The organism is Microbacterium bandirmense (assembly GCF_037204185.1).
Classification (GTDB): Bacteria; Actinomycetota; Actinomycetes; order Actinomycetales; family Microbacteriaceae; genus Microbacterium; species Microbacterium bandirmense.
On the sequence record NZ_JBBDGM010000004.1, the window covers coordinates 205,993 to 231,442 of the forward strand.

Sequence of the window (25,450 nt, forward strand, 5' to 3'; positions counted from 1 at the left end):
ATGGTGACATGGCCTGGACTCGCGCGGGCATCGATACGCGGCCGAGCCCGGGAGCCAGATGTCTGCTCAGAGCCGTGAATGGCCGACATCTGGCTCCCCGGCCGCAGGGGGAAGTTGCCGAAGCGGGTCAGGCGACTTCGCCGGCCGCCACGGTCTCGGCCAGCATGTGCACGCGCGGCAGGTGGTGGGCGCCGTAGAAGTCGGCGCTGACCAGGCGCGCCGCGTCAGTGGCATCCGAGGTCTCGTGGCCGAGCACGGCGACGACGGCGAGGGCGTGCATCCAGCCGCCGGCGAGCGTGCCCAGCAGCATCAGGTACGGCACGCTGACGCCGTAGGCGTCGCGGGTCTGGCCGAAGCCGAGCAGCGACGTCGTCGCGGCGCGGGCCGCGGCGACCGCGCGCTCGAGGCGGTCGGCGGTGCGGGTCGCGACGACATCGCCGAACCCCCGCAGCGACTCAACCGTCGACTCGATCTCGGCGAAGAGCGCTTCAGCGGTGGCGCCGCCGTCGCGGATCACCTTGCGTCCGATGAGGTCGTTCGACTGGATCGCGGTGGTGCCCTCGTAGATGGGCATGATCCGGGCGTCGCGGTAGTGCTGGGCGACTCCGGTCTCCTCGATGAAGCCCATGCCGCCGTGCACCTGGATCGCGTCGCTGGTGATCGCGACGGCGTCTTCGGTGGCCCATCCCTTGAGCACCGGCACGAGGAACTCGGCGAGGGTGCCGGTTCCGTCGGTGTCAGCCCGGTCGAAGAGGTCGCCGAGGTACACGCCCAATGCGCGCATCGCGAAGATGCGGGACTGCATCGACAGCAGCAGGCGGCGCACATCGGGATGCTCGGCGATGGGCGCGCCGGCCGGGCGGTCCATGACGGGCCCCTGCAGGCGTCCGGCCGCGTACGCGGCGGCCTGCTGGTAGGCGCGGTCCGAGATGCCGGTGGCCTGGAACCCCATGCCGGCGCGGGCGGAGTTCATCATGACGAACATGCCCGCCAGGCCCCCGCCGACCTCGCCGACGAGGTGACCGGTGGCGTCTTCGTAGGCGAGCACGCACGTGGGGCTGCCGTGGATGCCGAGCTTGTGCTCGATCGCGACGGTCGTGACGGCGTTGCGCTCACCGGGGGTGCCGTCAGCCTCGGGCAGGAGCTTCGGCACGACGAACAGCGACAGGCCCTTGGCGCCCGCGGGTGCGTCGGGGGTGCGCGCGAGCACGAGGTGCACGATGTTCTCGGCGACATCGTGGTCGCCCCAGGTGATGAAGATCTTCTGCCCGCTGACACCCCACGACCCGTCATCGCGCGGCGTCGCCATGGTGCGGATCGCGCCCAGGTCGGTACCGGCGTCGGGCTCGGTGAGGTTCATGGTGCCGGTCCACTGACCGGAGACCAGCTTGGTCAGGTAGGTCTCGCGGATCTCATCGGATGCCACGGCGTCGAGCGCATGGATCTGACCTGCGGTCAGCAGCCAGCACAGTGCGAAGGCGGCGTTGGAGCCGTTCCACAGCTCGCCGAGTCCCGCGCGGATCGAGCCGGGCAGGCCGTCGCCGCCCGCGGTCTCCGGAGCCTCGGCGGTGACCCAGCCCGCCTCGACGAAGGCGCGGTAGGCCTCGGCGAAGCCGTCGGGAAGCCGCACCTGGCCGTCTGCGAGACGGGCGCCCTCGCGGTCGCCGACGGTCTCGAGGGGTGCGAGCACGGAAGCCGCGAACTCCCCCGCGCCGGCGATGATCTCGGTGGCGTCGTCGGCGCTGAACGCGCCGCCCGTGCCGCGCGTGACGAGGTCGAGGCCGAAGGCCTCGCCGAACAGGAAGGCGTAGTCGTCGACCGGCGGGATGTAATCGGATGCCATCGTGCACTCCTCACATGAGACTGAGACTCAGTGTACGCGAGACTGCGTCTCAGTGGGTTCACCCTGTCATCCTCGATCGAAACGGGCGATGATGAAGGAGTGCTGACGATGACGGAACCGCAGGTATGGACGCTCATCGGCGTCTTCGTCGCCGGGCTGTTCGGCATGCTGACGCTGATGTCGACGATGTTCGTGCGCGTCATTCGGACGGAGATCGGGTCGTTGCGCAGTGAGATTTCGTCCGAGTTCCGCGGCATTAATCAGCGAATCGACCGTCTCGACTCCGATGTCAACGCACTCATGAAGCACACCTTCGGCATCCAGCGCGACTGACGCACCCAACCGCTCAGGCGTGCCGACGACACCATTCGTACATCACGACCGCACCCGCCGCGCTCGCGTTGATCGAGCGCGTCGAGCCGTACTGCGTGATCTCGATGTGCGCGGACGCTGCGGAGAGCGCCTCTGCGGAGAGCCCCGGACCCTCCTGGCCGAACAGCAGCACGCATCGCTCGGGCAGCTCGGCCCGATGGACAGGCACGGCTTCGCCCACGTTGTCGACCGCGATGATCGGGATGCCTTCCGACGCCGCCCAGGCGGCGAACGTCGCGACATCGGGGTGGTGCATGACGTGCTGGTAGCGGTCGGTGACCATGGCGCCGCGCTTGTTCCAGCGACGTCGACCGATGATGTGCACCGTGTCGGCGAGGAAGGCGTTGGCGCTGCGCACGATCGAGCCGATGTTCATGTCGTGCTGCCAGTTCTCGATCGCGACGTGGAACGAGTGCCGCCTCGTGTCGAGGTCGGCGATGATCGCGTCCATGCGCCAGTAGCGGTACCGGTCGATCACGTTGCGGGTGTCGCCATGTTCAAGCAGATCGGGATCGAAGTGCTCCTCGGTGGGCCACTCCTCGCGCCCACCCCGATAGGGGCCGATCCCGTGCGTGGTGTGCCCCGAGACCTGATCATCCATCACCCCAGGCTATCCATTCGATGAACCGCCACAGACTTTTAGGTCAACCGAAAACAGGATAATGTTTCGGTGTGCCTAAAAATCTGATCGACCAGCCCGTGCGTCGCTCGCCGCTGGGCGGGATGTGGATGCTGGGGCCGGCGCTCGTCGCCGGCGTCGCCTACCTCGACCCGGGAAACGTCGCCAGCAACATGACCGCGGGTGCCCGCTACGGATACCTGCTGGTGTGGGTCGTGCTGGCGGGCAACGCGATGGCCTGGCTGATCCAGTACCTGTCCGCCAAGCTCGGCATCGTCACCGGGCAGAGCCTGCCCGAGGTGCTCGGCACTCGCATCCGCAATCCATGGGCGCGACGCGCCTACTGGCTGCAGGCGGAACTGGTCGCGATGGCCACCGACATCGCCGAGGTGCTCGGCGGCGCAGTGGCGCTGTATCTGCTGTTCGACATCCCGCTGCTGCTGGGCGGGGCGATCACCGGGGCGGTCTCGATGGCGCTGCTGGCGGTGCAGACCCGGCGCGGCCCGCGCCACTTCGAGTTCGTCATCATCGGACTGATGGCGATCATCGTGGTCGGGTTCGTGGCGGGCCTGTTCATCGCCCCGCCCGATCCGGGCGGCGTATTCGGCGGGATGGTGCCGAGATTCGATGATGCCGGGTCGGTGCTGCTGGCAGCATCCATCCTCGGCGCGACGATCATGCCGCACGCGATCTACGCGCACAGTGCACTGGCCCGCGACCGCTTCGGCGACCCGCGCACGTCGAACCCTCCATCGATCCGCACCCTGCTCACCGTCACCCGCTGGGACGTCACGATCGCGATGGTGATCGCCGGCTCCGTGAACCTCGCCATCCTGCTGCTCGCCGCCGCGAACCTCGCCGGAGTCGAGGGCACCGACTCGCTGGAGGGCGCCTACGCCGCGATCAGCGACAACCTCGGCGCGGTGATCGGCACGCTGTTCGCCGTCGGACTGCTGGCGTCCGGCCTGGCATCCACCTCGGTCGGCGCCTACGCGGGCGCCGAGATCATGCACGGACTGCTCACCGTGCGCATCCCGCTGCTCGCCCGCCGGCTGGTCACGCTGATCCCCGCGCTGTTCATCCTCGGCGTCGGCTTCGACCCGACCCTCGCGCTTGTGCTCAGTCAGGTGGTGCTGAGCTTCGGCATCCCCTTCGCTCTGATCCCCCTCGTCGCCCTCACCGCACAGCGGCGCACGCTCGGCGAACACGCCAACCGGCGCCTCACGACGGTGCTGGGCGTCGTGTTCGCCGCGCTGCTGATCGCGCTGAACGCCGTGCTGCTCTGGCTGGTGGCGACCGGCGCGTGACCCGGTCGGCTGGTTCAGGTCGCAATGGATGCCGCTTCGCGCGCCGGATAACGGCATCCATTGCGACCTGAACACTCGGCGGGCGGAAAACCCGGCCAGGTAGGCTCGATCCATGCCCTCCGCCCCCGCCAAGAAGCACCGTGACGACTCCGACGCGCGGCGACGGATGCGGCTGAGCACCTGGTTCGCCCTCGGCACCGGCGCGCTCGGCGTCGTGCTGATCGCCTGGCCCGTGCTGCTTCCCGCCGGCGGCCCCTGGGTGCAGCTCGTGCTCGGCGCGATGACGCTGTTCCTCGCCTTCCGCGCCCGCGCCATCGGCACCCGCGGCGTCGACGACTACGACGGCCGGCTGTCGCTCCTGGCAGCGATGGCCGGATTCGCGATCCTGTTCTTCGCCGGTGGCGCCGCCTTCGCTGTGCTCGCCTCCCTGGGAGGCTGAGCCATGGCATCCCGCGCCTTCGACGACTACCTGAAGACCGTCTACTCGCACACCGAGTGGCAGGACGCGCCGATCACCCCGTCGCAGCTCGCCGCCGCCCTGGGCATCGCGCCGTCGAGCGTCACCGAGATGGTCAAGAAGCTCGCCGCCGCCGGGCTCGTCTCGCACGTGCCGTACGGCGCGGTGCGGCTGACGGATGCCGGACGCGCCCGCGCCCTGACGATGCTGCGCCGCCACCGGCTGATCGAGACGTGGCTGGTGCGCGAGTTCGGCTACGCCTGGCACGAGGTGCACGACGAGGCCGAGGTGCTCGAGCACACCGTCAGCGATCGGATGCTGGATGCCATCGACCAGCGCCTCGGGCGCCCGCGGTTCGATCCGCACGGCGACGCGATCCCCGATGCCGACGGCGCGGTCGTGCGCGAGCCGTTCGTGCTGCTCGCCGACGCCCCCGCCGGGCACACCGGGAGGGTGCTGCGCGTCAGCGACCGCGACCCCGAGCTGCTGCAGCGACTCGAGGAGGTCGGCGTCACGGTCGGCGCCGAGGCGGTGGCGGATGCTGACGGGATCGTGCTCGACGGCATCCGACGCCCCCTGCCCGACGGGGCCGGCGAGGCGGTCTGGCTGAGCGCATAGCGACGCGACGTAGGCTGAACCCGACCACCTCGGAGGGAAGACCATGACTCAGGACGACATGCTGTTCCTGGTGCTGATCAGCATCGGACTGACGACGCTCGCCCTGTTCTCGTTCCGGCTGCTGCGCCGCGACAAGAAAGACAACCGCGGCGAATGGTACGAGGGCCCCTGGGACGACGACGACCGCCCCAACGGTCCGCGCGGCCCGCGCCGCTGACCACCGGACCATAGGCTGAGCACATGGCACTCCGCGATGACATCGAATGCTGGCTGACCGACATGGACGGCGTGCTCGTCCACGAGAACGACGCCATCCCCGGAGCGGCCGAGATGCTCGCGGGATGGGAATCGGCCGGAATCCCGTACCTCGTGCTGACGAACAACTCGATCTTCACCGCCCGCGACCTCGCCGCGCGCCTGCGCACGAGCGGACTGCACGTGCCCGAGGAGCGCATCTGGACCTCGGCGCTCGCGACCGCCGACTTCCTGAAGCAGCAGGTGCCTGGTGGCTCCGCGTTCGTGATCGGCGAAGCCGGCATCCTCACCGCCCTGCACGACGCCGGATTCGTGATGACCGAGACAGCGCCGGACTTCGTCGTCGTCGGCGAGACGCGCACCTACTCGTTCGAGGCGATCACCCGGGCGATCCGGCTGATCAACGCGGGCGCGCGGTTCATCATCACCAACCCGGACACCACCGGCCCGAGCGTCGACGGGCCCCTGCCCGCGACCGGCGCGGTCGCCGCCCTGATCACGAAGGCGACGGGCAAGGAGCCGTATGTCGTCGGCAAGCCCAACCCGATGATGTTCCGCTCGGCGCTCAACAAGATCGGCGCGCACTCCAAGAAGACCGGCATGATCGGCGACCGGATGGACACCGACATCGTCGCCGGCATCGAGGCCGGCCTGCACACGGTGCTCGTGCTCACCGGCATCAGCGATCGGGCCGAGGTGGAGAAGTACCCGTTCCGCCCCGATGAGATCGTCGACTCGGTCGCCGACCTGCTGCCGGCGATCACCGGGACGATCCGCACCGTCGAAGGCTGACGCCTCGCCTGCCGCTGGCGCCTCGACCGCCGGCATCGCTCAGACCGGCTCCACCTCCGGCAGCGCATGCGCGGACAGCCACACGCGATCAGGGTCGTACTGCGCACGGACGCGGTGCAGCCGCTCCAGCGTCTCCGGGTCGAACGCGGTCGCGGCATCCAACGGCGCATCGATGAAGTTCAGATAGGGCGCGCAGTCGGCCCACGGCCGCATCGCCTCGATGGCGCCGGCGACCAGCCCCGCCGCCTGCTCGGCGAATTCCGGAACCGCCACGGGCTGCACCGCGAGCAGCGCGTATTCGCCATCGATGCCGCGCACGGCAGCGTCCTTCGGATCACCGAATGCGCCGCCGAGGTGGCGGATCTCGATGATCATGGGCGCCGCCGTGGCATCCACCCCTGCGCTCTCGAGCAGCGCGTCGATGGCGGTGTCGCTCAGGTCACCCAGCATGAGGTGGTCCGAGATCGCCGCCGACGGCACCGGCGGGTCCATGTGCACCTCGAGCATCGCCGGCGCGGGGATGCTCGCGAACGTGTCCATCTCGGGGGCGAGTGCACGCAGCGGCTGCAGCAGGTCGGCCGCGCTCGCATCGTCGGCGAGGATCGCGCCGTCGATGATCACCAGCGAGCGCCCGGAGAGGAACGGGGGCATCTCGGGCACGGGTGGGAAGCGCAGCAGCCGCAGGCTGGTGGTCGCGGCGCGGTCCAGTCCGCGCGTCCAGTCCCGCCAGACGGGGACGACGTCGGATGCCGCGGAGATGTCCCACAGCAGGAACCCGGTCCGCACGTCGGGAATCGGCAGCAGGTCGATCTCGATTGCGACGACCGCGCCGAAGTTGCCGCCGCCACCCTGCAGCGCCCAGAACAGGTCGCTGTGCTCGGTCGCGCTCGCGCGCACCAGCGCGCCGTCGGCGGTGATGATCTCGACGGCGCGCATTCGGTGGGCGGCCAGGCCGTGCTCGCGACCGTAGAACGAGATGCCGCCGCCGAGGATGTATCCCGAGACGGCGACGTCTCCGGCGCTGCCGTGCAGTGCGGTGAGCCCGTGCGGCGCAGCTGCCTCGACGACCTCGCGCCACAGCGTGCCGCCGAGCACGCGGGCGGTGCGGGCCTCGGCGTCGATCTCGACGCCGGTCAGCCGGTGCAGCCGCAGCAGCATGGCGCCGCGCAGGGCCTCCTGGTCGAGTGCGGGCGCGCCGTGCCCGCTCGCCTGCGGCGCGATGCGGAGTCCCGCATCCGCCGCGGCTCGCACCATGCGCACGGCGCCGTCGATGCTCTCGGGGACGGCGATCACCGTCGGATGCTGGTCGGCGATCAGGTTCCACGCCAGTCGTGCGTGGTCGTAGCCGGGCTCGCCGGGAAAGTGCAGACCGTCGACGGCGCGCAGCGTCGTGAGGTCGGGAGTGGATGCCAGTGTCATGGGATCCACCCTGCGCCCCGCACCGTGCTCGCTGCATCGGGAACATTACCTATTTTCCCGCTGCGGACTCCCCGTCTGGATCCGCGATCAGGACTTCACGGACCCGCTCATCAGACCGCCGATGAAGTACTTGCCGAGGATGATGTAGACCAGCAGCGTCGGCAGCGAGGCGATGAGCGCTCCGGCCATCGACGCACCGTAGTTCGACAGCTGCGCACCCTGCGACAGGTTCACGAGCGACAGCGACACGGGACCCTGGTTGGCGTCCGAGAGGAACAGCGCGAACAGGTGTCGGTCGACGAAGACGATCGGAGTGCCCACCGCCCGCTCCGGGGCGAGGAAGCCCATGTCGGACTCCTCGGGGGCGACGACGATGAGGCCGTCGAGTCGGCGGCTCAGCATGCGCCGGAGCACCTGCTCGCCCTCGGCGGGGTCATCGCCGGCCGAGGCGACCAGCACCAGCAGATCGCGCTCCTGCGCGCGGGATTCGACGGCCTCGATGATCTGCGCATAGAACGGGTCCGAGATGCGCGTGACGGCGACCCCGATGGTGCGCGCGGAGCCGGTTCGCAGGGTGTGGGCGAAGTCGTTGCGGCTGTATCCGAGCGCGGCGATCGAGCGCTCGACGGATTGGCGCTTGGCGCGGCTGACTCCTGTACTGCCCGACACGACGCGTGACACGGTCGACAGTCCGACACCGGCGTGCGCGGCGACGTCCTTCATGGTCGGCCGCCCGGTGGCGTCGGCGCTTTCGTCGGATGGCTTCGCCATAACTGGCAGGTTTCCATGAAAACGTTGCCAAGTCCAGATTCGGATGCTGTCGGAACGTCGGAGGCCGCGTTTAGGCTGGCGCGCATGGGAGTTCTCGACGACGGTGAACGAGTGACGGCGGCGGATGCCACGGCCTGGCGCGGCTGGATGGCGGGGCACCACGAGACGGCATCCGGAGTCTGGCTTCTGCACGTGCGCCGCACCATCGACAACGACGGTCTCCACTACGAGGATGCGGTGCGTCAGGCGCTGTGCTTCGGGTGGATCGACGGCCCCGTGCGCACCTTCGAGAACGGCGACGTCGGGCAGTGGTTCTCACCCCGACGCCGCGGCAGCGGCTGGGCGGCCACGAACAAGGCGCGCATCACCGAGCTCGAGGCGGCCGGGCTGCTCGAGCCGGCGGGCATCCGCGTGATCGAGGCCGCCAAGGCCGACGGGTCGTGGACGGTGCTCGACGGACCCGAAGCCGGTGTGGAGCCCGATGACCTGACATCCGCCCTCGATGCCGTGCCGGCGGCGCGGACCGCGTGGGACGACTTCCCGCCCTCCGTCCGCAAGCTCGGCCTCACTCAGATCGCGATGGCCAAGCGCGCCGAGACGCGGGCGAAGCGCATCGCCAAGATCGTCGCCGACGCCGCCGAGGGCCGCAGGCCGTGACCTGCGCCCCTGTCACCCGATACGAATCGGGGGCCGACGCGCCACATGTCGGACCGGATGCCCGGGTTCGTCCGACATCTGGCGTGTCGGCCCCCGGAATGTAAATGCCCTACTGCGGGTCGAGCCCCAGGTCGTCGAGGTCGTAGGCGGCCAGCCACTGCAGGCCCTCTGCCTCGATCGCGGCCTGTGCGCCGGTCTTGCGGTCGACGATCACGGCGACCCCGATCACCTCGGCGCCCTCGCGGCGCAGCACCTCGACGGCCTTCAGCGCCGACTGTCCTGTGGTGGAGGTGTCCTCCAGCACGATGACCCGCTTGCCGGCGACGTCGGCACCCTCGATCTGGCGGCCGCGGCCGTGATCCTTGGGCTCCTTGCGCACGACGAAGGCGTCCAGCGGGCGATCCCCGCCGACCGAGGCGTGCATCACCGAGTTCGCGATCGGGTCGGCGCCGAGCGTGAGCCCGCCGACGGCCGAGACGTCGTGGTCCTTGATGAGGTCGAGCATGATCCGCCCGATGGCCGGGGCGGCCCGGTGGTCGAGGGTGAGCTTGCGCATGTCGACGTAATACGTGGCCTGCTTGCCGCTGGAGAGGGTGAAGTCGCCGTGGAACACGGCCTCCGCGGTGATCAGGTCGAGCAGGGCGCGGCGGTCTTCGGAGAGATCGCGGTCTTCGGCGGGATTCGTCACGGCATTCAGTGTATTCGGCGTGCGTCGGACGGCGGATGCCGGGGCTGGCCTAGCGTAGAGCCAGGAGGCTCCACATGTTCTCGTACGATCCCTATGCCGCCCTCGCCGAGCTGCGCCCCGTGCCGCCGCTCGAGCTGACCAGCCCAGATTTCACCGCAGGCGGCCCGCTGCCCGGGTTCGCATGGTCTTCGGATCGGGCCGGCGAGGACCGGCATCCGACGCTGGAGTGGTCGCAGCCACCGGCCGGCACGCTCAGTTTCGCCGTCTCGTGCTTCGACCCCGACGCGCCCACCGGCTCGGGCTTCTGGCACTGGGCCGCGTACAACCTGCCCGCCGATGTGCGCTCGCTCGCCAGCGGTGACGGCAGCGCGAAGAGCCTGCCCGCCGGCAGCCGCGTGCTGCCGAACGAGGCCCGCCTCGAGCGCTACATCGGCGCCGCCCCACCGGCGGGGACCGGCGTGCACCGCTACTTCTTCGTCGTCGACGCCCTCGACGTCGATCACCTCGATCTCGAGGCGGGCGCGACTCCCGGCGTGCTCGGGTTCAACCGCCACTTCCACACGCTGGCACGCGGCATCCTGATCGGCACCGGCGACCCCGCCGAGAGGTGACCCCGATCGTCGGCATCGACCGCCGACATCTTCTTCCGAGGCTCTTCGTCATGTAGCCCTAGTGACTCGCGCGGCACTCCGTTACTGTCTGGTTCTGTGAGCGCCCCCAACCGGGGCACCCAGTCAGGACCGAACCACGGTCGCAGCATCACGAAGGAGTGTCATGCGCAGTTCGAGAGGTCGCAGATCACGGATTCTGGGGGTGGCCGCCGCGGCGACCGCCCTGCTTGTCGTCGGGGGCATGGCCCCCGCGGCTGCACAGGACGACGACGCGGGCGCCTTCAGCGCCACACCGCTGTCGCCGGACGACAGCTTCAGCAACAGCGCGAAGTCGAACTCGGGTCGGCTCGCGACGAACGACGCGAAGCTTCTCAAGCGGTCGGATGCCAAGGCGACGACCATCATGGTGAAGGTCGACGTCGACCCGGTCGCCTCGTACACCGGAGCGATCGAGGGCCTTGCCGCCACCAGCCCTGAGATCACGGGCATCCCGATCTCGGAGGGCAGCGCGGCGATCGACGCCTACTCGGCATACGTCGCCGAGCGCATCGCCGAGGCGAAGAAGGAGGCCACCGATCTCGTCGGAGGCGCGGTCATCGCCGACTACGTCACCGTCTACGGCGGCTTCTCGATGACCGTGCCCGCCAACCGCGCCAAGGACCTGCTCAAGCTCGGCTCCGTCGCGGCGGTGCAGTCCAACGAGCTGCGCCAGGCCACCGGGGCTTCGCCCACTCCGACGACGCGCGTGGCCCCCACCTCGGTGACCTCGGAGGCCGCGGCCGACGCGGAGTTACCCGAGACGACACCGGCCCCTGACCAGGACGCCACCCACTTCATCGGCGCCGATGCGGTGTGGCCGAGCCTCGGCGGGCGCGACCGCGCCGGTGAGGGCGTGATCGTCGGCGTCATCGACACGGGCATCTGGCCCGAGCATCCGATGCTGGCCGAGAACGGACTCGGCGCGCCGGACGGCGGCCCGTGGTCGTGCGAGTTCGGCGACGGCACCGTCGGCGACGAGTTCGACTGCAACAACAAGCTCGTCGGCGCCTACGCCATGCTCGACGTCTACCAGTCCAGCCCCGACCCGGCGGGCATCGACGCGTACTGCCTCGATACGCTCTGCTCGGCGCGCGACGCCGAGGGACACGGCACGCACACGGCCACCACCGCGGTGGGCGGCAACGTCGAATCGGCCGAGATCCTCGGCATCCAGCGCGGCCCGTTCAGCGGAATCGCACCCGGAGCGTCGGTGATCGCCTACCGCGCTCTCGGCCCGAACGGCGGCTACGAGGGCGACCTGGTGGCCTCGATCGGTCAGGCCGTGCTCGACGGCGTCGACGTGATCAACTACTCGATCAGCGGCAGCCCCGACCCGTACGACTCCACCGAGCTGGCGTTCCTCGACGCGTTCGCGGCGGGCATCGCGGTGAACTCGTCTGCGGGCAACTCCGGCCCCGGCGCTTCGACCGCCGACCACGCCAGCCCGTGGACGACGACCGTCGGCGCCTCCACCTCGGATCGCGCATTCACCTCGGCGCTGGTGCTGGCCTCCACCGACGGCGAGACGCTGGTCAAGCAGGGCACGACCATCACTCAGGGCATCGATGACGTCGGTGTCGTCCTCGCCGCGGACGTTCCCGGCTACAACGACGAGCTCTGCCAGACACCTCTGCCTGCCGACTCGGTGACGGACCAGGTCGTGCTGTGCGTGCGCGGCGGCAACGGCCGCGTCGCGAAGGGCTACAACGCCCTGCAGGGCGGGGCGGCGGGCATGATCCTCGCCAACCCCGAGCCGATGGATCTGCAGACCGACAACCACTTCCTGCCGGCGATCCAGCTGGAGGGCCCGAACGACGACATCATCGCGTTCATCGGCGACCACCCGGGCGTCACGGCCACCTGGGCGCACGGCGAGTCGACGGTCTCGCAGGGCGACGTCATGGCCGGGTTCAGCTCGCGCGGACCGATCGGGCCGTTCCTCAAGCCCGACATCACCGCGCCCGGCGTGCAGGTCATCGCCGGCCACACGCCGACGCCGATCGGCATCGACAGCGGTCCCGCCGGTGAGCTGTACCAGGCGATCGCCGGCACGTCGATGTCGGCACCGCACGCGGCAGGCGTCTCGGCGCTGCTCGTGGCGGCGCATCCCGAGTGGACACCCGGTCAGATCAAGTCGGCGCTGATGACCTCGTCCGTTCAGGACGTGGTCAATGTCGACGGATCGGATGCCGGTGTGTTCGACCGCGGCGCCGGATCGATCCGCGCCGACCGCGCCATCGCCCCGCTGGCGACGATCAGCGAGACGGCGGCCGCGTTCGCCGCGAGTGCAGCGGATGCCAAGACCCGTGTGGATCTGAACATCCCGAGCATCAATGTCGACCCGCTCCCCGGTGCCGTCACGACCACGCGAACGGTGACGAACGTCAGTGGGAAGACGCAGGTGTTCCGCACCTCGGCGACCACCGACGGTGAGTTCGACATCAGCGTTTCGCCGAAGAACCTGACGATCCCGTCGGGACAGTCGCGCGATATCACCGTGACGATAAACACGCTCGGCGCCACCGACGGCTGGCACGAGGGTCAGGTCACGCTCACGCCGAAGAGGGGCAACGCGATGGTGATCCCGGTTGCCGCGAACGCAGCCGCCGCGAGCATCAACCTCACGCAGAGCTGCACTCCGACGACGCTCGCGCGTCGCGGTGTCGCGGACTGCACGGTCACGGCATCCAACTTCCTGCCGGTCGATGTCGATGCACAGATCGAGGTCTCGGTGGACGGGAAGATGCGTATCGAGTCCGTCGAGTCGCCGCTGCGCAAGAAGGGCAGCAATGGGGTGTGGAGCGGCACGCTCGGTGCGGCGGTACCGCCGCAGATCACCGGGTTCACCGATGACCTCGGCCCCGGCGGCGGCTTCCTGCCGCTGGATCAGTTCGGGGTCACACCGTTCCCCATCGGCGATGAGGAGGTCGTCAACTTCAACGTCCCGCCGTTCCAGTTCGGCGGTGAGACGTACACGAGGCTCGGAGTGGTCTCGAACGGCTACCTCGTGGTCGGCGGCGGTGAGGCCGCTGATGTCTGGTACGAGCCGAAGCCGATCCCTGACCCGGTGACGCCGAACAACGTGCTCGCACCGCTGTGGACCGACCTCAACCCCGAGGCTGCGGCCGGTGGCGCCGGCGTGAGCATCGGATCGCTCACCGACGGCGTGAACAGCTGGATCGTGGCCGAGTGGAACACGGTGCCGACGTACTCCGGCAACGCGACGAACTCGATGCAGGTGTGGATCCAGACCGGCGCGACAGAGGGCGTCTGGTTCACGTACGGCGAGGACGGGGTGTCTGACGACGCGACCTCGGCAGCGACTGCCGCCGAGAACCGCGATGGCACCAGCGGTGTCGTGCTCGAGGGCCTGCCGACGGCCGGCGACGGCTACGCGGTCGGCACGACGCCGCCGGCAGCGGGTGGCACCATCGAGTTGAACTACTCGGTGCGCGGCCAGGCACAGGGCGAATGGGCCGCGGTGGCGACCCTGACCTCTGACGCTCTGCGCACGACGCCGATCGCGCGCACGCCGATCACCGTCGACTGGAACGCGGGAGGCTGAGTTCCGAGAAGGGCGAGGGCTGAGGGGCGGATGCTGCGGCATCCGCCCCTCAGTCGTGTTCGGCCCCGCCCTAAGGCCCTCGCGCACGGATCTGAGGTGTCGACGCACGGATCTGAGGTGTCGACGCACGGCGAAGATGAGGCAGCCGCCCGATGCTCACCCCACCCCTCAGAGAGGAAAGTCGTTCTCATCAGCCCCCGCATCCCGCGGGACGAACAGGGAGAACATCATGAACACCACGATCTACGTCGACTCGATGATCGACCAGCGCCGTACCGCCGTCCTGAACCGCGAGCTCGAGTACCGCCGCATCGCGCTCGAGCGCGGCACGATGAAGGCGAGCCGGCCGAGCCTGGTCACGCGGCTGCGCGCCGCGCTGACGCACCGCACGCCCCGGCCGGCCGGGGCCCGTCACGCACAACGCCAGATGCGGCAAGCATGACCCTTGGCCTCGACCCGGCCGCCGTGCCACCATGGGCCATGGCCTTGTCGACCCCGGCACCGCTGATCGTTCGCGATGAAGCGGCAGCCACCCTCCGACGCGCGTTCGACGCCGGCCGCGAGGGACACCCCGAAGTGGTCGTCGTGCGCGGCGAGGCCGGCATCGGCAAGACCCGCCTGCTGCAGGAGTTCCGGCGAGAGGCGGCCGCTCTCGAACCCACCGCGGTCATCGCCGTGGGGCAGTGCGTCGACATGGGTGAGATCGGCAGCCCGTTCACCCCGATCCGCCGCATGCTGCGCGATCTGCACGCTCAGCTCGGCGACGCACTGCCGGCAGCCGTCTCGTCGACCGTGCGCGGCGCACTCGCCGGCATCCTCCCCGAGATCGCGACCGAGACGGCACTGCCGTCGGCCACCACAACGGGCAACGACGCCATCTCCGACGCGCTCGGCACTCTACTGGAGGCACTCAGCGCCGACCAGCACCTCGTGCTGATCATCGAGGATCTGCACTGGGCCGATACGGCCACCCTCGCGCTGCTGAAGACCCTCACATTCACTCTGCGCGGCGCGCACCTGACGATCGTGATGACCTACCGCACCGATGACGTCGGGCGCGGGCATCCCCTGCGCGGTGTGCTCGCCGACCTCGAGCGCAACCGCTCGGTCACCTTCATCGAGATCGAACGGCTCTCACCGGCTGACGCCGCGCGCCTGACCCGCATGCTCGACCCGCACCTCGACCAGCGCGTTGTCGACAGTATCGTGGAGCGCAGCGACGGGCTGCCGTTCTTCATCGAAGAGCTCATCGCCCTCACCGACTCCCGGCTGCCGACGACACTGCGCGATCTGCTGCTCGCCCGCGTCGAGACCCTCAGCTCCGATGCGCGCGCAGCCGTCGACCTGCTCGCGGCCGGCGGCGTGCATGTCGACAGCGACCTGCTCGAGGAGACCGCCGAGGGGCACGTCGACCGCGGCCGGTTGCACGAGGGTCTGCGTGAGGGCCTCGTCGAGAACATCCTCGTCTCAGACGACGACGGCTACGCGTTCCGGCACGCCCTGCTGCAGGAGGCTGTGCATGACGATCTGCTGCCCAGCATCCGCGCCGATCTGCATGCGCGCTACGGTGCCGCACTCGACCGTCGCGTCGCCGACGGCCACCGCGAGCGCGCCGCCGAGGCTGCCGAGCACTGGGAGCAGGCCCGTGACGCGGTGCGCGCATTCGATGCGATGGTCATCGCCCGCCGCTATGCCGGTGAGACGTCGGCAGAGCCGGTCATGTCGCAGATCGGCGAGCGGATGCTGGCGATCTGGCCGCAGGTGCCGGATGCCGAGGCGCGCGCGGGCATGTCGCGACTGGAGTTCTTCGCCGACACGGCCGACCACGGTCTGGGCGATCCGGCGCGCGCGCTGCGCGTGGCCCGCGCCGGGCTGTCGGAGGCAGGGCCCGAGCAGCGCGTGGAGCGCGCCCGACTGCTGAACGTCACCTCGTACGCTCTGTCGAACCTCGGCGATCCGGCCGCCGCGCGTCGGGTGAGCATCGAGGCGCTGTCGCTGCTCGACGACGAGGATCCCGGCACGCGCTCCCTGGTGGTGGAGTGCCTCGTGTCGCGGATCCGCACGGCCACGTTCGACCCGCGACCCGAGGAGGTGCCGGAGCTCGAGCGCCTCATCGCGCTCGCCACCGCTCACAGCGATGCGATCGACGACCCCCTGCTGCGCGCCAGGGTGCTCGACACCGCGGCGACCCTCGACACCGTCGCGGGCAGGCTCACCGAGGCGCTCATGCGGGTGCGGCGATTCCCGGTCAGCAGCATGGGCGCACGTCAGTACCAGGTGAACTTCATCACCGAGCTCGATGCGCTGGTGCGTCTGGGCAGATTCCGTGAGGCCGCTGAGCTGGCCGCGCGCCGCACCAGCGAAGTCGCCGACCCTGCGGCCCTTGTGTACGGCATCGATCTGAACGCCGCAGAGGCGCTGTTCGCCGCCGGCGACGCTGAAGCGGGTCGCAGCGCTGCCGAGCGCGGCCTCTCGGTGATCGCCAGCACGCAGGTGATGAGCTCGTTCGGGTGGCGGCTGCTGGGGCTGGCGGACGCGTGGGGCGACCATCCCGAACGGGCCCACGCACGTCGCGACGATCACGGCACGGGCATCGACCAGCTGATCGCGGAGGACAGCGAGGAACGCGCAGGGTGGGGCACGTTCGTGCTCGAGACAGCGCTGAACGAAGCGGAGACGATGTCGGATGCCGCCGCGCGGACCGCCCTGATCTCGACGGCCCTCGGCGGGGCACTCGACATCGTGCGCGCGGGTCTCGAGCCCGGTATCGCCCGGCCCCACCTGGTGTCGGCGGCGCGAGCGCTCGCCGACGCGACCCTGACCCGATCGGATGCCGATGACCTGGCGCGTCTGGGCGGGATGATCGATGACGTGCTGGCCCGACACGCGGACGACGAGGCAACACCGGCGATCGTGGCGCTGGTCGCCGCCGAGGCGGCGCGGGCCGAGGCCGAGGCGCCGGCGGCGACCGTGGGCGCCTGGCGGATGGCATCCGACCTCGCCGCCGACGGCTTCGTGCCCGTGCGCCAGCTCTGGTACGCGCGCTACCGCCTCATGCAGGCGCTGCTCTATGCCGGCGACCGCGATGCCGCGACGGCGATGCTCGACGAGATCGCCGACGGCGCTCCCGCACACGGCATCGCCGTGGTCGCGCGCTGGGCGCGTGATCTCGCGGCCCGCGCGGGGCTCTCGGATGCCGTCGCAGGCGGGCCACCGCAGCTGACCGCCCGCGAGAGGCAGGTGCTCGAGCTGGTCGCCGAGGGGTTGAGCAATCCCGAGATCGGTCGGCGCCTGTTCATCTCGCCCAAGACGGCCTCGGTGCACGTGTCGGCGATCCTCGCGAAGATCGGCGCGGCGAACCGGGTCGAGGCGGCCGCGTTCTTCCATCTGCAGGCCACCGGGAAGGCGATCGACGTCGGCGGCCGCGCATAGGCTGGATGCATGCGTCTGGCCACCTGGAACATCAACTCGATCCGCACCCGTGTCGGCCGTGCCGTCGACTTCGCCGTGCGCGAGGACATCGACGTGCTCGCGCTCCAGGAGATCAAGTGCAAGCCCGAGCAGTTCCCCTACGCGCCGTTCGAAGAGGCCGGCTATCACGTGGAGGCGCACGGGCTTAACCAGTGGAACGGCGTCGCGATCGCGAGCCGGCTGCCGATCAGTGACGTGCGCACTTCGTTCGAGGGCCAGCCGGGTTTCGCGAAGGGTCACGAGGGCCCGGGGGCGCCGCTCGAGGCACGTGCGCTCGGGGTGATGGTCGACGGCGTGCGGGTGTGGAGCCTGTACGTTCCCAACGGCCGGGCGCTGGGCGATGAGCACTACGCGTACAAGCTGCACTGGCTCGAGGCGCTGCGCGCGGCGACCGGAGCAGAGCTCGCGGCGCAGCCCGATCTGCCGCTCGCCCTGGTCGGCGATTTCAACATCATCCCGTTCGATCACGACAACGGAGACCCGGCCATCGTCGAGGGGGTCTCGACGCACGTCTCCCCACCCGAGCGCGACGCGTTCTTCGCGCTCGGGACGGCCGGCGTGACCGATGTCGTGCGGCCGCTGATCCCCGAGGGCTTCACCTACTGGGACTACCAGCGGCTGAAGTTCCCCCGCAACGAGGGCATCCGCATCGACTTCATCCTCGGTTCGCGCACGTTCGCCGATGCCGTGACCGGGGCATCCATCCACCGCGACGAGCGCAAGGGCGAACAGCCGAGCGACCACGTGCCGGTGGTCGTCGACCTCGACCGCGGCGGCGAGGACGACGACGACCTGCCGATGATCTTCGCGTGACCGGCGGTCGCATCCGGCTGATCGCCACCGATCTCGACGGCACGCTGCTCGACGGCACGGGGCGGGTGTCCGAACGCACCCGTGCGGCTCTCGATGCGGCGCGGGATGCCGGCATCGCGACCGTGCCGGTCACGGCACGCCAGCCGATCGGCCTGCGCCCCATCGCCGCGCAGGCGGGGTTCGACGGCTGGGCGCTGTGCGGCAACGGCGCCTACGGGGTGCACCTGGGCACCGGCGAGCACCTGTTCGCGGAAGAGATCCCGGCCGACGTGCAACATGAGCTCGCCGAGGCGCTTCGGGCGGTGATCCCCGATCTGCTGTTCGCCAGTGTGCGAGACGCTGGCGAGGGCTTCGTCGCACAGGAGGGCTACGCCGCCATCGCGGACCTGAACGATCACAAGCGGCATCCCGAATCGATGGGCGGAGTGCCGCTGGCCGATGTGCTGGCCGCACCGAGTCTGAAGCTGGTGATCCGGCATCCGTCGATGCCCACCTCGCAGATCTTCGACGCCCTGCGGGCGCTGGGCCGGACCGGCTTCGAGGCGACCCTGTCGGGAGCGCCTTTCGTCGAGGTGATGGCCCAGGGCGTCACGAAGGCGACCGGTCTCGCCCAGGTGTGCACGCGGCTGGGCGTGGATCGCAGTGAGGTGCTCGCCTTCGGCGACGCGCTCAACGACCTCGAGATGCTGCAGTGGGCGGGGCACGGCGTGGCCGTCGCGAACGCGCTCGAGGTGGTGCGCGAGGCCGCCGACGAGGTGACCGACGCCAACGACGCCGACGGCGTCGCGGCAGTGATCGAGCGGATGCTGCCGCGCTGACGCCCCCTCCGCAGCCGCGCGTTTGCATGGCGCTGTGAGCGTGTGAAAGTGTATGTTCACGCGGCTAACAAAAGGAGGCGGGCATGGTCACGTCGGGACAGCACCCGCTCGCCCTCCGGGATGCGCGGTTCCCGGTGCCCGACGCAGTCGCTCTCGAGTCCGGCACGGTGCTCGTCGTGGACGGGCGTGTCGCCGGTCTGCTTCCCGCCGATGTCCCCGTCGAGCATCTCCCCGCCGGTGCGACCGTCGTCGACGCCGCCGGGCGCATCCTCATGCCAGGATTCATCGACGCGCACAGCCACGGCGAGGGAGCGCTGGGTCGCGACGACCGCGAGCTCGCCCTGCTGCGGCAGGGTCTGACCGGTGTGCTGCTCGGCCAGGACGGCATCTCCTTCGCGCCGACCACCGCAGCATCCGCTCCGTTGAACGAGCGCTACTTCGCCGCGGTCAACGGCCCGCTCCCCGACGGGCACCGAGAGGGCATGAGCATCGGCACGCTGCTGGCGCACTTCGCGGCGGTGTCGCGCCTGAGCAGCCGGGCGCTCGTGCCGGCAGGCACCGTGCGCACCACGGTGAGCGGGTTCTCACCCGCTCCGCTCACCGAGCGTCAGCTCGACGAGATCGAGGACATCACCCGCGCGGGCATCGCCGAGGGCGCTGCCGGCGTCTCACTGGGCCTGGAGTACGTGCCGGGCGGCTTCGCGGACGCCGTCGAGCTGCACCGGTTCGCCGAGATCGCCGCCGGGACCGGCGTGCCGCTCGTGGCGCACGTGCGCGGATACGAAGCCGCGGCACCCGCGGGTCTCGGCGAGGTGATCGACCTGGCCCGAGCCACCGGTGCCCCCGTGCACGTGGCGCACCTGCACGCCCCCGCCGACCTCGTGCTGCCGATCGTCGACGCAGCGTTGGCCGAGGGCGTCGACCTCACCTTCGACTCGTACCCGTACCGCCGCGGGAATACGATCCTCGCCATGCTCGCACTGCCCGCCGACCTGCAGGAGGACGGCCCCGAGCACGCGCTCGCCCGGCTTGCCGATCCCATCACGCGGCGACGCCTGGAGCACGACTGGTTCCCCGGCATCGCCGAGCTGCTCAGTCGGGTCACGGTCAGCGTCGCCGACCATCCCGACTGGAGGTGGGCCGAGGGGCTTTCTCCGGAGCAGATCGCGGAGGGCACGGGTCGGTCGATCGGCGAGACCATCTGCGAGCTGATCCTCGCCACCGGACTCGGCGCCGGTGCGATCGTGCGCCAGCCCGCCGCGAACCGGGTCGAAGACGTGCGCGCCATCGCGAACCACCGGGCGCATCTGGGCAGTTCCGACGGCATATTCCTCGGTGGCCATCCGCACCCGCGCGGATGGGGCGCCTTCGCCCGCATGCTGCGCCGGCACGTGCTCGAGTGGCGGGACTGGACATGGTGGCAGGCGACCGAGCACCTGTCGCTGCGGGCCGCCCGCCGGTTCGGCTTCGGCGACCGGGGTCTGGTGAGGCCGGCATCCATCGCCGACTTCTGCCTCGTCGACCCGCAGCGCCTCGCCGATCGCGCCACCTACGACGCACCGACGCTGCTCGCCGAGGGCATCGACGACGTGATCGTCGCAGGTTCCCGAGTGCTCGTGGACGGCGACCTGTTCCCGGCAGCGGATCACCTGGGCATGATGAGGGAGAGCACCCCGACAGAAAGGCCGGCATCGTGATCGAACCCTCTCCCCTCCCCCTCACCAAGGGGCTCGGCCCCGGTCTCGTCGAGGATTCCGACCTCGTCGGCACGTCACTGTTCGCCGCCGACCGCGACTTTCCGCAGCTGTCGCTGAGCGAGAGCGCCATCGAGCACAACATCGCCCAGATGATGGCGTACGTGCGCGGCCGCGGCGTCGCGCTCGCCCCGCACGGCAAGACCGCGATGGCGCCGAAGCTCGCCCGCCGGCAGCTGGATGCCGGCGCGTGGGGCATCACCGCGGCGACCCCCTCACAGCTTCGGGTGTACCGCGCGGCGGGCATCCCCCGGCTGCTGCTGGCCAATCAGCTCGTCGAACCGGGGACGATCGCCTGGCTGCGCGCCGAGCTCGCCGCCGACCCCGCCTTCGAATGCCCGGTCTACGCCGACTCCGCGGACGGGCTGGCGCTGCTGGCGGGTCCCGCCGACGCCCGTCCGATCGACGTGCTGCTCGAGGTCGGGCATCCCGGTGGGCGCACCGGAGTGCGCGGCGAGCCCGCGCTGCGCCGGCTCGCCGAACAGGCCTCACGCACTCCGGGCATCCGCGTGATCGGCGTCGCCACCTACGAGGGCACGCTCGGCGGCGCAACGGAGGCGGAGAAGGTCGAGAACGTGCACACCTTCGTGCGCGAGCTCGGCGCCACCGCCCTCACCCTCGAGGCTGAGGGGCTGCTGCCTGCCGGCGCCATGGTCTCGCTCGGCGGCAGCGCCTACTTCGACGTCGCCGTCGACGCCCTGGCCGTGGCAGGCGTACCTGCCACGAGCGTCCTGCTGCGCAGCGGCGCGTACCTCACCCACGACGACGGACTGTACGCGCGCACCACCCCCGAGGCGCGCGGCAGCGCGGGCGCGCCCGACCTGCGGTCGGCGATCCGGGTGTGGGCGCCCGTGCTCAGCATCCCCGAGCCCGGCCTCGTCGTCGCCCTGTGCGGGCGACGCGACGTCGGCTTCGATCAGGACCTGCCGCTCGTGCTCGGCGTGCGGGGGCGCGATGGCTCGGCGCCGCGCATGCTCGCCGGACGGGTGCGCAAGCTCGCCGATCAGCATGCGTTCATCGACGTCGACCCGGATGCCGCGGGCGGCGACGCGCCGCCACGGGTCGGCGACCTGATCGAGCTCGGCATCTCGCATCCGTGCACCACGCTCGACCGCTGGGGCCTCGTGCCGCTGGTCGACGACGAACTGCGCGTGCGCGATCTGGTGCGCCTGCACTTCACCTGATCACCCCGCCTCCGCAATCCGACCCCGCCTCCATCAGCCGATCCCGCCTCCACGCCCGAACCTGACCCTGGAGAGAAATGACCGACACGACCGTCATCCGCACCGAAGCCGCCCCCGCGCCCGCGCACGTCTTCTCGCAGGGCCTGCGCAAGGGCAACATGCTGCAGGTCTCCGGACAGGGACCGATGGATCCCGAGACGAACACCTACGTCGCCGAGGGCGACGTGTACGCGCAGACGATGCGCACCCTCGAGAACGTGCGGGCGATCCTCGAGGCGGGCGCCGCGTCGGTCGAGGATGTGCTGATGTTCCGCGTGTATCTCACCGAGCAGAGCCTGTTCCCCCGCATGAACGAGGCGTACGGCGATTTCATGCAGGAGCACGTGCCGGGCGGCGCGCTGCCCTGCCGCACCACGGTGTTCGTCGGGCTGCCCCACCCCGAGATGCTCGTCGAGATCGACGCGCTCGCCGTCGTCTGAGCGGGTGCGCGATCCGCCTCAGGGTTGATGCCGTTCGGGTCGGCGCGCTCTACGGTTGAAGCATGCCCGCATCCCCGGCCCTCACGCGCACCCCGACGCCGCGCGACCTGCGACAGGACGTGCTGCTCGCCGGCGTTCTGCTGGTCGGCGGGGTCATCAGTGCGGGCCTGTCGACGATCGCCCAGCTGTACGGTGACGATCAGGCACCCATGTGGGCCGCGCTGCTCGTCGTGCTCGGCGTGACAGCGCCACTCGCCGTGCGCCGACGCTGGCCCGCACCCGTCGCCGTGTTCATCGCCGCGGTGTTCTTCGCCAGCGTGTCGCTGAAGGTGCCCGAGGTGTACGTCGTGAACATCACGATGTTCATCGCGCTGTACACGGTCGGCGCCTGGATGAACGACCGCCGCGCAGCCCTGTGGGTGCGCGTCGGCATCATCGTCGGGATGTTCGTCTGGCTGCTCGCCGTGATGTACGGCGAGGCGATCAGCGGCGCAGCCGATGCCGACACGGCCGCCGGAGCGTTCTCGCCCGTGCTGGCGTTCATGATGATCCAGCTGCTGCTGAACGGCCTGTACTTCGGCGGCGCGTACTACTTCGGCGAGCGCTCGTGGCACGCGGCGCAGCAGCGCTCCGCCCTCGAGGAGCGCACACACGAGCTCGAGCACGAGCGCGAGGTGACCGCCGCACAGGCCGTCGCGCTCGACCGGGTGCGCATCGCCCGCGAGCTGCACGACGTCGTCGCGCATCACGTCTCGGTGATGGGTGTGCAGGCCGGTGCCGCGCGGCTCGTCGTCGACCAGGACCCCGAACGTGCGAAACAGCTGATGGCCGGAGTGGAAGACGCCTCGCGGGAGGCGATCGGCGACTTCCGCCGCCTGCTCGAGACGTTGCGCGCGCACGGCGACGAGAACGACGACGCCGCCGCGGCCCTCGGCCTCGACGACATCGAGAGGCTGGCGCAGTCGTCTCGGGATGCCGGGCTGCCCACCGACTATCGGGTGATCGGCGCCCCGGTTCCGGTGCCGAGCACGGTCGCCGTCAATCTGTATCGCATCGCACAGGAGGCACTGACGAACGCGCGTCGGCACGCCGGGGCCGGCGCGACAGCCGACGTGCGCGTGCGGTACGCCTCGGATGCCGTCGAACTCGAGATCGTGAACTCCGGCCGGGTCGCGCCGGTACCCCGCCCCGGACTCGGACAGCTCGGCATGCGCGAGCGCGCCCAGGCATCCGGCGGCTCGATCGAGCTGATGCCGCGACCCCAGGGCGGGTTCCGAGTCCGCGCCAGCATCCCCCTCCCGACCTGACCCAGCGAAAGCCGATATGACCGACTCGCCCACCCGTGTTCTGCTCGTCGACGATCACTCGATGCTGCGCGCCGGGTTCCGCACCATCCTCGACACCCAACCCGACATCGAGGTCGTCGGCGAGGCCGCGACCGGTGCCGAGGGCGTCGAGCTCGCCCGTCGGCTGCGCCCTGACGTCATCACCATGGACGTGCAGATGCCCGACATGGACGGTCTCGAGGCGACGCGTCGCATCGTCGGGGACGCTGAGCTGGCATCCGCCGTCGCGATCGTCACCACCTTCGATCGCGACGAATACCTGTACGAGGCGCTGGATGCCGGCGCCAGCGGGTTCCTGCTAAAGAACGCCGGCCCCGAAGAGCTGATCGCCGCGGTGCGCGCGCTGGCGTCGGGCGACGGGATGCTGGCGCCGGAGGTCACCCGGCGAGTGCTGGCGCGCTTCCGGACGGCGCCCGCCGAGGTGCCGGGTGGGTCGCCGGGCGCCAGTGCACCGGATGCTGCCGACCGCACGGCCTCTTCACCCGAGGTTCCCGTGCACTCGGCGAGATCCCGTGCTGTCGACGGTGGTGGCGGGGTGCTGAGCGAGCCGCTGACCGAACGCGAGAGTGAGGTGCTGACGCTGATGGCGGATGCCCGCAGCAACGCCGAGATCGCCGGGGCGCTGTTCATCGGCGAGGCGACCGTGAAGACGCACGTCTCGCGGATCCTGCAGAAGCTCGGTGCCCGTGACCGCGTGCAGGCCGTGGTGCTGGCGCACCGCCACGGCCTGACCTGAGCCCGCCTCCCCTCCGCTGTCTTCCCGCGAGAAACCACTTCCCGTACGAGAAACCACCTCCTGCGTGATTTCTCATGCAGGAGGTGGTTTCTCGGCGGGGCGGCCGCGCGCGCGGCCCGGCGATCAGGCGCTGACGAGCTCCGCGGAGTGCTGCACCCGTGCGATGAGGCCGTTGAAAGCCTCGAGGTAGCCGACCAGGAAGCCGGCGGTGCTGTCGTCGGTCACCTGGCCGTCTTCGGTGAACAGGCCGGGGCGGTCCTGGATGAAGCCTTCGGGCTGGCCCATGGTCACGGCGTTGAAGTGGCCGAGGATCGCACGCAGGTGCTGCTGAGCGGCGGCGGTGGCGACGCCGCTGCCCGAGGTGCCGATCACGGCGGTGGGCTTGCCGAAGAACGACATCTCGCCGTACGGACGGGTCGACCAGTCGAGGGCGTTCTTGAGCACGCCCGGGATCGAACGGCTGTACTCGGGGGTGATGACGATCACGCCGTCGACATCGGCGATGGCCTGCTTGAAGTCGCGAGCGACCTGCGGGAAGTCCGCGTCGTAGTCGGGGCTGTAGAACGGCAGGTCCTTGATCGGGATCTCGACGAGCTCGATGCCCTCGGGGGCGAGGTTCTCGAGCACGCGCGCAAGGCGGCGGTTGATGGAGGTGCTCGAGATGCTGCCGACGATGTAGCCGATGGTGCGGGTCACAGTGATTCCTTCTGGGTCGGGGCTCGACGAGCCCGGGCGTACGACAGACCCAACATATATGCGTGCGCATGTTATTCCCCGGGTCGTGGCATCCGTCGCACGGGTGTCTCACGATCCGTCGCAGGGGGGATCCGCCGGAC

At 70.3% G+C, this 25,450-nt stretch carries 24 protein-coding genes; 18 read left to right on the forward strand and 6 right to left on the reverse strand.

What is annotated here, in order from left to right; translation table 11 throughout:
* Positions 1-127: 127 nt before the first annotated feature.
* A complete protein-coding gene (locus WDU99_RS06460; RefSeq protein WP_337331624.1) occupies positions 128-1,843 on the reverse strand; it encodes an acyl-CoA dehydrogenase family protein in 1,716 nt (571 codons plus the stop codon).
* Between the two features lie 108 nt (positions 1,844-1,951).
* Between WDU99_RS06460 and WDU99_RS06465 the strand changes: the two genes are divergently transcribed.
* Positions 1,952-2,176, forward strand: a complete 225-nt coding sequence (locus WDU99_RS06465) for a hypothetical protein (protein WP_337331625.1) — start codon at positions 1,952-1,954, stop codon at positions 2,174-2,176.
* A gap of 13 nt (positions 2,177-2,189) precedes the next feature.
* On the opposite strand, the gene WDU99_RS06470 is transcribed toward WDU99_RS06465, so the two are convergent.
* The gene (locus WDU99_RS06470) at positions 2,190-2,816 is read right to left on the reverse strand and encodes a TrmH family RNA methyltransferase (RefSeq protein ID WP_337331626.1); all 627 of its coding nucleotides are present in this window, start codon (positions 2,814-2,816) and stop codon (positions 2,190-2,192) included.
* 122 nt (positions 2,817-2,938) lie between these two features.
* On the opposite strand from WDU99_RS06470, the gene WDU99_RS06475 reads away from it, so the two are divergent.
* From WDU99_RS06475 to WDU99_RS06495, 5 genes are all read left to right on the forward strand, one after another.
* A complete protein-coding gene (locus WDU99_RS06475; RefSeq protein WP_337331686.1) occupies positions 2,939-4,141 on the forward strand; it encodes an Nramp family divalent metal transporter in 1,203 nt (400 codons plus the stop codon).
* Between the two features lie 112 nt (positions 4,142-4,253).
* Complete coding sequence (locus WDU99_RS06480; RefSeq protein ID WP_337331627.1) at positions 4,254-4,580, forward strand: hypothetical protein; 327 nt, start codon at positions 4,254-4,256, stop codon at positions 4,578-4,580.
* 3 nt (positions 4,581-4,583) lie between these two features.
* A complete protein-coding gene (locus tag WDU99_RS06485) occupies positions 4,584-5,216 on the forward strand; it encodes a metal-dependent transcriptional regulator (RefSeq protein ID WP_337331628.1) in 633 nt (210 codons plus the stop codon).
* 43 nt (positions 5,217-5,259) lie between these two features.
* Complete coding sequence (locus WDU99_RS06490) at positions 5,260-5,433, forward strand: hypothetical protein (protein WP_337331629.1); 174 nt, start codon at positions 5,260-5,262, stop codon at positions 5,431-5,433.
* Positions 5,434-5,456: 23 nt separating this feature from the next.
* On the forward strand, positions 5,457-6,263 hold the full coding sequence (locus WDU99_RS06495) for an HAD-IIA family hydrolase (RefSeq protein ID WP_337331630.1): 807 nt from the start codon (positions 5,457-5,459) through the stop codon (positions 6,261-6,263).
* Between the two features lie 39 nt (positions 6,264-6,302).
* Here WDU99_RS06495 and WDU99_RS06500 read toward each other — a convergent pair whose 3' ends face one another.
* Both WDU99_RS06500 and WDU99_RS06505 read right to left on the reverse strand, forming a co-directional pair.
* Positions 6,303-7,682 carry an FAD-binding oxidoreductase gene (locus tag WDU99_RS06500; protein ID WP_337331631.1) on the reverse strand — a complete coding sequence of 460 codons (1,380 nt, stop codon included), beginning with the start codon at positions 7,680-7,682 and terminating at the stop codon, positions 6,303-6,305.
* Between the two features lie 87 nt (positions 7,683-7,769).
* Entirely contained in the window at positions 7,770-8,453 is a 684-nt protein-coding gene (locus WDU99_RS06505; RefSeq protein WP_337331632.1) for a LacI family DNA-binding transcriptional regulator, read from the reverse strand.
* Between the two features lie 84 nt (positions 8,454-8,537).
* On the opposite strand from WDU99_RS06505, the gene WDU99_RS06510 reads away from it, so the two are divergent.
* A complete protein-coding gene (locus tag WDU99_RS06510) occupies positions 8,538-9,110 on the forward strand; it encodes a YdeI/OmpD-associated family protein (protein WP_337331633.1) in 573 nt (190 codons plus the stop codon).
* A 109-nt stretch (positions 9,111-9,219) separates the two neighbouring features.
* Here WDU99_RS06510 and pyrE read toward each other — a convergent pair whose 3' ends face one another.
* Entirely contained in the window at positions 9,220-9,798 is a 579-nt protein-coding gene (pyrE, locus tag WDU99_RS06515; RefSeq protein ID WP_337331634.1) for an orotate phosphoribosyltransferase, read from the reverse strand.
* 74 nt (positions 9,799-9,872) lie between these two features.
* Here pyrE and WDU99_RS06520 point away from each other — a divergent pair, with 74 nt between their 5' ends.
* The 11 genes from WDU99_RS06520 (at position 9,873) to WDU99_RS06570 (ending at position 24,614) form a co-directional block, all read left to right on the forward strand.
* Positions 9,873-10,409 (forward strand): YbhB/YbcL family Raf kinase inhibitor-like protein, encoded by a 537-nt coding sequence (locus WDU99_RS06520; protein WP_337331635.1) that lies wholly within the window; start codon positions 9,873-9,875, stop codon positions 10,407-10,409.
* A 163-nt stretch (positions 10,410-10,572) separates the two neighbouring features.
* Positions 10,573-14,013 (forward strand): S8 family serine peptidase, encoded by a 3,441-nt coding sequence (locus tag WDU99_RS06525; RefSeq protein ID WP_337331636.1) that lies wholly within the window; start codon positions 10,573-10,575, stop codon positions 14,011-14,013.
* A gap of 229 nt (positions 14,014-14,242) precedes the next feature.
* Positions 14,243-14,455: a hypothetical protein gene (locus tag WDU99_RS06530; protein WP_337331637.1), complete on the forward strand. Its 213-nt coding sequence runs from the start codon at positions 14,243-14,245 to the stop codon at positions 14,453-14,455.
* Positions 14,452-17,445: a helix-turn-helix transcriptional regulator gene (locus WDU99_RS06535; RefSeq protein WP_337331638.1), complete on the forward strand. Its 2,994-nt coding sequence runs from the start codon at positions 14,452-14,454 to the stop codon at positions 17,443-17,445. Before WDU99_RS06530 ends, WDU99_RS06535 begins: the two co-directional genes overlap by 4 nt.
* A 9-nt stretch (positions 17,446-17,454) precedes the next feature.
* The gene (locus WDU99_RS06540; protein WP_337331639.1) at positions 17,455-18,297 is read left to right on the forward strand and encodes an exodeoxyribonuclease III; all 843 of its coding nucleotides are present in this window, start codon (positions 17,455-17,457) and stop codon (positions 18,295-18,297) included.
* The gene (locus WDU99_RS06545; protein WP_337331640.1) at positions 18,294-19,115 is read left to right on the forward strand and encodes an HAD family hydrolase; all 822 of its coding nucleotides are present in this window, start codon (positions 18,294-18,296) and stop codon (positions 19,113-19,115) included. The genes WDU99_RS06540 and WDU99_RS06545 overlap by 4 nt, the downstream gene beginning before the upstream one ends.
* 83 nt (positions 19,116-19,198) lie before the next feature.
* On the forward strand, positions 19,199-20,812 hold the full coding sequence (locus tag WDU99_RS06550; protein ID WP_337331641.1) for an N-acyl-D-amino-acid deacylase family protein: 1,614 nt from the start codon (positions 19,199-19,201) through the stop codon (positions 20,810-20,812).
* On the forward strand, positions 20,809-22,053 hold the full coding sequence (locus WDU99_RS06555) for an alanine racemase (RefSeq protein ID WP_337331642.1): 1,245 nt from the start codon (positions 20,809-20,811) through the stop codon (positions 22,051-22,053). The genes WDU99_RS06550 and WDU99_RS06555 overlap by 4 nt, the downstream gene beginning before the upstream one ends.
* A 77-nt stretch (positions 22,054-22,130) precedes the next feature.
* Positions 22,131-22,532 (forward strand): RidA family protein, encoded by a 402-nt coding sequence (locus tag WDU99_RS06560; protein ID WP_337331643.1) that lies wholly within the window; start codon positions 22,131-22,133, stop codon positions 22,530-22,532.
* Positions 22,533-22,594: 62 nt separating this feature from the next.
* Positions 22,595-23,839 carry a sensor histidine kinase gene (locus WDU99_RS06565; RefSeq protein ID WP_337331644.1) on the forward strand — a complete coding sequence of 415 codons (1,245 nt, stop codon included), beginning with the start codon at positions 22,595-22,597 and terminating at the stop codon, positions 23,837-23,839.
* A gap of 16 nt (positions 23,840-23,855) precedes the next feature.
* Complete coding sequence (locus tag WDU99_RS06570) at positions 23,856-24,614, forward strand: response regulator transcription factor (protein WP_337331645.1); 759 nt, start codon at positions 23,856-23,858, stop codon at positions 24,612-24,614.
* Between the two features lie 123 nt (positions 24,615-24,737).
* On the opposite strand, the gene WDU99_RS06575 is transcribed toward WDU99_RS06570, so the two are convergent.
* A complete protein-coding gene (locus WDU99_RS06575; RefSeq protein WP_337331687.1) occupies positions 24,738-25,316 on the reverse strand; it encodes an NADPH-dependent FMN reductase in 579 nt (192 codons plus the stop codon).
* Between the last annotated feature and the right edge of the window lie 134 nt (positions 25,317-25,450).

Excerpts from the sequence above, each read along its gene's own strand:
- WDU99_RS06460 (WP_337331624.1), bottom strand. The coding sequence starts at position 1,843 with ATGGCATCCGATTACATCCCGCCGGTCGACGACTACGCCTTCCTGTTC.
- WDU99_RS06465 (WP_337331625.1), top strand. The coding sequence starts at position 1,952 with ATGACGGAACCGCAGGTATGGACGCTCATCGGCGTCTTCGTCGCCGGG.
- WDU99_RS06470 (WP_337331626.1), bottom strand. The coding sequence starts at position 2,816 with ATGGATGATCAGGTCTCGGGGCACACCACGCACGGGATCGGCCCCTAT.
- WDU99_RS06475 (WP_337331686.1), top strand. The coding sequence starts at position 2,939 with ATGTGGATGCTGGGGCCGGCGCTCGTCGCCGGCGTCGCCTACCTCGAC.
- WDU99_RS06480 (WP_337331627.1), top strand. The coding sequence starts at position 4,254 with ATGCCCTCCGCCCCCGCCAAGAAGCACCGTGACGACTCCGACGCGCGG.
- WDU99_RS06485 (WP_337331628.1), top strand. The coding sequence starts at position 4,584 with ATGGCATCCCGCGCCTTCGACGACTACCTGAAGACCGTCTACTCGCAC.
- WDU99_RS06490 (WP_337331629.1), top strand. The coding sequence starts at position 5,260 with ATGACTCAGGACGACATGCTGTTCCTGGTGCTGATCAGCATCGGACTG.
- WDU99_RS06495 (WP_337331630.1), top strand. The coding sequence starts at position 5,457 with ATGGCACTCCGCGATGACATCGAATGCTGGCTGACCGACATGGACGGC.
- WDU99_RS06500 (WP_337331631.1), bottom strand. The coding sequence starts at position 7,682 with ATGACACTGGCATCCACTCCCGACCTCACGACGCTGCGCGCCGTCGAC.
- WDU99_RS06505 (WP_337331632.1), bottom strand. The coding sequence starts at position 8,453 with ATGGCGAAGCCATCCGACGAAAGCGCCGACGCCACCGGGCGGCCGACC.
- WDU99_RS06510 (WP_337331633.1), top strand. The coding sequence starts at position 8,538 with ATGGGAGTTCTCGACGACGGTGAACGAGTGACGGCGGCGGATGCCACG.
- WDU99_RS06520 (WP_337331635.1), top strand. The coding sequence starts at position 9,873 with ATGTTCTCGTACGATCCCTATGCCGCCCTCGCCGAGCTGCGCCCCGTG.
- WDU99_RS06525 (WP_337331636.1), top strand. The coding sequence starts at position 10,573 with ATGCGCAGTTCGAGAGGTCGCAGATCACGGATTCTGGGGGTGGCCGCC.
- WDU99_RS06530 (WP_337331637.1), top strand. The coding sequence starts at position 14,243 with ATGAACACCACGATCTACGTCGACTCGATGATCGACCAGCGCCGTACC.
- WDU99_RS06535 (WP_337331638.1), top strand. The coding sequence starts at position 14,452 with ATGACCCTTGGCCTCGACCCGGCCGCCGTGCCACCATGGGCCATGGCC.
- WDU99_RS06540 (WP_337331639.1), top strand. The coding sequence starts at position 17,455 with ATGCGTCTGGCCACCTGGAACATCAACTCGATCCGCACCCGTGTCGGC.
- WDU99_RS06550 (WP_337331641.1), top strand. The coding sequence starts at position 19,199 with ATGGTCACGTCGGGACAGCACCCGCTCGCCCTCCGGGATGCGCGGTTC.
- WDU99_RS06560 (WP_337331643.1), top strand. The coding sequence starts at position 22,131 with ATGACCGACACGACCGTCATCCGCACCGAAGCCGCCCCCGCGCCCGCG.
- WDU99_RS06565 (WP_337331644.1), top strand. The coding sequence starts at position 22,595 with ATGCCCGCATCCCCGGCCCTCACGCGCACCCCGACGCCGCGCGACCTG.
- WDU99_RS06570 (WP_337331645.1), top strand. The coding sequence starts at position 23,856 with ATGACCGACTCGCCCACCCGTGTTCTGCTCGTCGACGATCACTCGATG.